Annotated in this window: 8 protein-coding genes; 6 read left to right on the top strand and 2 right to left on the bottom strand. The window is 62.2% G+C overall.

What is annotated here, in order from left to right:
* The 6 genes from Q319_RS28320 to Q319_RS0115205 form a co-directional block, all read left to right on the top strand.
* A partial coding sequence (locus Q319_RS28320) for a hypothetical protein (protein ID WP_211252377.1) occupies positions 1-192 on the top strand: 192 nt, incomplete at its 5' end.
* Positions 193-251: 59 nt separating this feature from the next.
* Entirely contained in the window at positions 252-743 is a 492-nt protein-coding gene (locus tag Q319_RS0115225) for an OmpH/Skp family outer membrane protein (protein WP_029483330.1), read from the top strand.
* 96 nt (positions 744-839) lie between these two features.
* A complete protein-coding gene (locus tag Q319_RS0115220) occupies positions 840-1313 on the top strand; it encodes an OmpH/Skp family outer membrane protein (RefSeq protein WP_029483329.1) in 474 nt (157 codons plus the stop codon).
* A 195-nt stretch (positions 1314-1508) separates the two neighbouring features.
* Complete coding sequence (locus Q319_RS0115215; protein WP_029483328.1) at positions 1509-3596, top strand: 3-hydroxyacyl-CoA dehydrogenase NAD-binding domain-containing protein; 2088 nt, start codon at positions 1509-1511, stop codon at positions 3594-3596.
* Between the two features lie 180 nt (positions 3597-3776).
* Positions 3777-4007, top strand: coding sequence for a hypothetical protein (locus Q319_RS0115210; protein ID WP_034415346.1), 231 nt, complete (start codon positions 3777-3779; stop codon positions 4005-4007).
* A gap of 55 nt (positions 4008-4062) precedes the next feature.
* A complete protein-coding gene (locus Q319_RS0115205) occupies positions 4063-5244 on the top strand; it encodes an acetyl-CoA C-acyltransferase (protein ID WP_029483326.1) in 1182 nt (393 codons plus the stop codon).
* A gap of 23 nt (positions 5245-5267) precedes the next feature.
* On the opposite strand, the gene Q319_RS25655 is transcribed toward Q319_RS0115205, so the two are convergent.
* Both Q319_RS25655 and Q319_RS0115195 read right to left on the bottom strand, forming a co-directional pair.
* The gene (locus Q319_RS25655; RefSeq protein ID WP_051655440.1) at positions 5268-5696 is read right to left on the bottom strand and encodes a helix-turn-helix domain-containing protein; all 429 of its coding nucleotides are present in this window, start codon (positions 5694-5696) and stop codon (positions 5268-5270) included.
* 37 nt (positions 5697-5733) lie between these two features.
* Complete coding sequence (locus Q319_RS0115195) at positions 5734-6024, bottom strand: type II toxin-antitoxin system HigB family toxin (RefSeq protein WP_029483324.1); 291 nt, start codon at positions 6022-6024, stop codon at positions 5734-5736.
* Positions 6025-6173 lie beyond the last annotated feature (149 nt).

Below are 6173 nucleotides of genomic sequence, written 5' to 3'. Positions count from 1 at the left end.
GCGGCTTCTTCTTGTTTCACAGCTTCAGGAAGCCGCCTACTGCCGTTTCAGACTACGATCAAATGCCCAAACGGCAAAAATGCCGTTCAGAACACTGTCAACATCAAGTTGTCCAGTACTGAAGAGTGGGGCTTCCGCCTGACCCGCTGGAAGGCTGACGGGGGCCTGACGGCGCATGTGAAGCGGCTGTGAAGGGCTTCATTCCGCTCAGGAAACAGCGTGCTAGTTTTCGTTTTATGAACCTGCCGCGCATGAAGATTACCGCCAAAACCCTGGCCCCTGTGGCCATCGTCGCCGCCTTCGGCCTGGGCACCCTCGCCCCACAAGCCCAGACCCCAGCCCAGAAGATCGGCTTCGTGAATGTCGCCACGCTGCTGGCCTCTCACCCCAACGACAAGGACATTAAGGCCATCCAGACCAAGGCCGACGCCGAATTGCAGGTTCTGGACAAGCAGGTCAAGGCCATCGACGCCAAGGGAGCCGCCGCCACTGCCGCCGACAAGCAGCAGCGCGACACCCTGGTCAAGACCATTCAGGCCAAGGCTGCCGACTACGACAAGCAGATCGATCCCAAGATCACGGCAGTCGAGAAGTCCGTGGACACCGCCGTCAGTGTGATTGCCAAGTCCAACGGCTACGCGGTGGTCATGGACCGCGACGTGGCCGCCAAGAGCGGTCTGGTCATCTACGCCGATCCTGGCACCGATGTCACCGCCGCCGCCGTCAAAGCCCTGAAGCCCTGATCGACACTTCTCAGGCTGAGAAAATGCCCCGTATGCATCAGCGCGGGGTTTTTTCAGTTCCTCTGAATCAACGCTATAATTTAGGTGGTTAGACCTTTGAATAAATTCCTGATTCTTTTCCCGCTGGCCCTGCTCGCCACGGTGCCGCAGGCCCAGACCCCAAAAAACCGTGTCGGTCTGATCGACGTGCAGGCTGCCGTCAGGGCGATGCCCGCCAGCAAGGCGTACTTGGACCTGTCGGCCCGTGTGGACGCGGACCTGAAAGACAAGCGCAGCAAGATCGACGCTCTGACTGCTAAAGCCGGGGCCACGGGGAGCGCAGCAGACCGCAAGGCGCTTCTAGACGCGCAGCAGGCGTACAACACCGCCCAGAGCGGCTACACGGGGCGCATCGCCACGGCCTTCCAGCCGCTGGCCGTCAAGGTGAATGCGGCGGTGGCCCAGGTGGCCAAGTCCAACGGCTACAGCGTGGTCATGGACCGACAGATCGCCGCCCAGAACCGTCTGGTCGTCTACGCCAACGCCAGCACCACGGACCTGACCCCTGCGGTCATCAAAGCCCTGAAGTAGTTCCGCCGTCTCCAATATCCGCCCAAAGGCACGTCCCAGACGTGCTTTTTCATTGTCTGCGTTTCCCTGTCTGCGCCCTGTCCCCCACGAAGTGTACGCGCACGTCTACTATGAACGTTGGCGTATTTGACCAGAGGCGGACGACATGGAAGCATGGACGCCTCAGCACCACGCACAACTCAAGGAGGTTCCACCATGACCAATGCTTCAGCAGAAATGGTTCAACAGTCCCGTGACGGTGAGATTTTAATCCTGACCATCAACAACCCGCCTGTGAACGCCTTTTCCCCTGGCGTCCCAGAGGGTCTGAAAGCCGGGCTGGACGTAGCGGCAGCAGACGAAGGCGTGAAGGCCGTGGTCATCATCGGCGGCGGGCGCACCTTCGTCGCCGGGGCCGACATCAAGACCTTTGGCCGCCCACGCGAGGAAGCCCCCGACTTGCGCGGCACCATCGAGAAGCTGGACGGCTTCGGCAAGCCCACGGTGGCCGCCATCCACGGCACGGCGCTGGGCGGCGGTCTGGAGCTGGCAATGGGCTGCTCGTACCGCGTGGCGGTGAAGGAAGCGCAGGTGGGCCTCCCTGAAGTCAAGCTGGGCGTGCTGCCGGGCGCGGGCGGCACGCAACGCCTGCCCCGCGTGGTGGGCGCACAGAAGGCGCTGGAGATGATGCTGTCGGGCAACCCGATCAAGGCGGGTGAGGCGCAGAAACTGGGTCTGGTGGATGAAATCGTGGACGGCGATCTGCTGGCTGGGGCCGTCGCCTTCGCCCGCAGCCACGCCGACGCCCGCCCGCTGCCGCGTATCAGCGAGAAGGGCGTGGAAGGCGGCTCCCCCGAAGTCTTCACCGCCGCTCGCGAAGGCATCAAGAAAACGCACCGGGGCCAGCTCTCGCCCTCGCTGATCGTTGATCTGGCGGAAATGGCCGCCAACAAGCCCTTCCAGGAAGGCTGGGACGCCGAATCCGGCAAGTTCCTGGAGGCCATGAACAGCCCCCAATCGCGCGGATTGCGCCACATCTTCTTCGCCGAGCGCGAGGCGGGCAAGATTCCGGGCATCACCAAAGAAACGCCCACCACCGAGATCAAGTCCGCTGGAATCATCGGCGCGGGGACGATGGGCGGCGGCATCGCCATGAACCTCCTGAATGCCGGGATTCCCGTGACCATCGTGGAAACCCAGCAGGAGGCGCTGGACCGTGGCCTGGGCGTGATCCGCAAGAATTACGAAAACACTGCCAAAAAGGGCCGCATCAGCATGGACGACGTGGAAAAACGCATGTCCATGCTGACGCCCACGCTGGAGATGACTGACCTCAAGGACGCCGACATCATTATTGAAGCAGTCTTTGAGAATATGGACGTGAAGAAGGACATCTTCACCAAACTGGATGGGATTGCCAAGCCAGGGGCGATTCTCGCCAGCAATACCTCCACGCTGGATGTGAACGAGATTGCCTCTGTCACCAAGCGCCCGGAAAGCGTGATCGGGCTGCACTTCTTCAGCCCGGCCAACGTGATGAAGCTGCTGGAAATCGTGCGGGCCGACAAGACCTCCGATAGCGTGCTGGCGACGAGCATGGCGCTGGCGAAGAAGATCAAGAAAGTGGGCGTTGTGGTGGGCGTCTGTGACGGTTTCGTGGGCAACCGCATGGTTCACCGCTACGGCGACGAGGGCCGCAAACTGGTGGAGGAAGGCGCGAACCCGCAGGACGTGGACGCCGCCATGAACGCGCTGGGCCTGCCGATGGGGCCGTTCCAGATGGGCGATATGGCGGGCCTGGACATCGGCTACGCCATCCGTCAGCATCAGGCGAAGGTGGCGGGGCAGCCCAAACCCGACGGCTGGATTGACCGGATTGTGGAGAAGGGCCGCAAGGGTCAGAAAACGGCGGCGGGCGTCTACGACTACGGCGAGGACCGCAAGCCGAAGCCCAACGCCGAGATGACCCAACTAATCTCCGACTACCGCACCGAGAAGGGCATCACGCCGCGCGAGATTAGTAAGGACGAGGCCACCAAACGCCTGACCTACAGCCTGGTCAACGAGGGCGCGAAGATTCTGGAAGAGGGCATCGCCCAGCGCGCCGGGGATATTGATGTCATTTACATCTACGGCTACGGCTTCCCCGCCTACCGGGGCGGCCCCATGCAGTACGCCGACGAGCAGGGCCTTGCCAGCGTGGTGGCCGATTTGAAACAGTACGGCCAGACGCCCGCACCCCTGCTTCAGAAGCTGTCCGATGAGGGGGGAACGTTTGGGGGTTGGGATAAGGCGAAGGGATAACCCCTCAGTCTGCTTCGCAGCCAGCTCCCCTTAAAGGGAGCCGAGAAATCGCTGCTGGACGGGCAATTCCGCAACTCTTGCCTCCCTTCTAAGGGGAGGTGGCCCGAAGGGCCGGAGGGGTTGCCCCCAGCTCAGGCGAAAGCAAGGAGGCGTGAATGTACCTGACCATCATTAGCAGCGGTGAACGGAACTGGAATGCCCTCGTTCCCGAATTGCATTATCACTGCGCCCAACCGCGAGGAACTGCTCAAGCTGGCGGGCGAAAGCATCGCTGTTGCGCTGGAAGACGTTCTAATCACTGCCCCCAAAATTCGCTCGGTCACGCAGCTCAGCCCTGGCCTGAAAGCCGAACTGGATGGCTCCGAGGAAATCATTTTCCTTGAACCCACGTCCATGAATCCCAGCTTCTGATCTTTTTCCACACCCTACAACCCACCCCCCACAACCCTCCAAAGGAGTTCACCACATGCCCGAAGCAGTTATCGTTTCCACCGCCCGCACCCCCATCGGCAAGGCTTACCGGGGTTTCCTCAACAACACGCACGGCTCTGATCTGGGCGCGCACGCCGTCATGCACGCCGTTCAGCGGGCCGGAATTGATCCCGCCGAGATCGAGGACGTGATCATGGGTTCGGGCAACCCCGAGGGCGCAACCGGCAGCAACATCGCCCGCCAGATCGCCCTGCGTGCCGGGCTGCCCGTCAGCGTGGCGGGCGTGACCGTCAACCGCTTTTGCTCCAGCGGCCTGAACACCATTGCGCTGGCGGCCAACCATGTGATGGCCGGACAGGGCGAGATCTTCGTGGCGGGCGGCCTGGAAAGCATCAGCCTGACCCAGAACGAACACGCCAACAAGTTCCATCTGCGCGGCGAGTGGCTGATGGAACACAAGCCTGACATCTACATGCCCATGCTGCAAACGGCGGAAGTCGTGTCCCAGCGCTACGGCGTGTCGCGGGAGGCGCAGGACGAGTACGCCCTGAGAAGCCAGCAGCGCACGGCGGCGGCCCAGGAAACTGGGAAGTTTGACCACGAGATCGTCCCCATGACCGCCACCATGAAGGTGCAGGACAAGGCGACGGGCGAGATTCCCGATCAGGAAGTGACCCGCAAGCTGGACGAGGGCAACCGCCCGGAAACCACGCTGGAAGGGTTGCAGAAGCTCAAGCCCGTCATTGAGGGCGGCGTGATCACGGCGGGCAACGCCTCGCAACTGTCGGACGGCGCGGCGGCGGTGGTGGTCATGGACGCCGACATGGCCCGCGAGCGCGGCCTGCAACCGCTGGGGCTGTTCAAGGGCTTCGCCGTCGCTGGATGCGAACCCGACGAGATGGGCATCGGCCCGATTTACGCCGTGCCCAAGCTCCTCAAGCGCCACGGCCTGACCGTGGACGACATTGACCTGTGGGAGCTGAACGAGGCGTTCGCGGTGCAGGCGCTGTACTGCCGCGATCAACTGGGCATTGACCCGGAGAAGTACAACGTCAATGGCGGCAGCATCAGCATCGGCCACCCCTACGGCATGAGCGGCGCACGCCTGACTGGCCATATTTTGCTGGAAGGCAAACGCCGGGGCGCAAAGCATGTGGTGGTGACGATGTGCGTGGGTGGCGGCATGGGGGCTGCGGGATTGTTCGAGGTGTTGTGAGGCCCTGAACAGGTCAGCTCAAATTACAGAAAAACGGCGGGACTGACCCCGAAATACCCCGCCAGCGTCCGCATATGCCCCGTCGTAAACTCGCGCTCACCACTCAGCAGGCGGCTCAGGTTGCTTTGATCAATGCCGGTGGCGCGGGTCACGGCGCTCTGGCTCAGGCCGCGTCCTTCCATCAGAAAGGCCAGAACGCGGTTCGCGGGGACGTTGGGCATCGGGTACACGCGGGTCTCGTAAGCCTGAATGCGGCTGCTCAGCAAAGCAAGCAGTGTTCCCAGCTCCGGGCGGGCAGTTTTTTCTTCCCACAGCAGCTCCAGTGTCGTCAGCGCCGCGTCATAATCCGCTTCGGTTTCCAGCGGGGCCAGGAGGCGGTGGGCGGCCTGTTCTGCTGCTGCCCAGGCATTGAAAAGGGCGTGGGTGTCAACCGGCGAGGGGGATGCGGTCATGTCGGCCCTCCTTGGGCGAGGTCACGGAATCCAGCGGTCATGGCGTCCAGCGGTCATAGTCGGCGTGGGTCAGTACGGCCTTAATCCAGAACGTATGCCACTGAAAATCGACGCGGGTGATGATGCGGTAGCGGTTGCCTCGAATATCAAAAATGATGTAATCCGGGCCGATCCAGTCCGCGCTGCCGAAGAGTGACTTAACCTCGGCAAAGTTACGGACTTCGCTGTGGGTCAGCAGGTGATACCAGGTTTCCATCGGCTCCAGCGCGTCGGGGTGATCCTCGCAGAAGGCCCGCAGGGTTCGCAGGGCGATAACGTTGAAGGCCACAGGCGAAGTCTATGCCAGATTGGCATGAAATGAAAGTGGATTTGGACTCTGATTGGACGCGGGCCAGCAACTCCTCCAATGTGGGGAGGGCTGGCCCGCTCGCTTTACTGATCCCATCCCCAGAGGCATTGGCCCTGTGCCCCCGCCTC

The sequence above is a fragment of the Deinococcus marmoris DSM 12784 genome, assembly GCF_000701405.1.
GTDB lineage: Bacteria > Deinococcota > Deinococci > Deinococcales > Deinococcaceae > Deinococcus > Deinococcus marmoris.
Note: the sequence above shows the minus strand (reverse complement) of the source record. Positions and strands in the feature narration are given on the sequence as shown.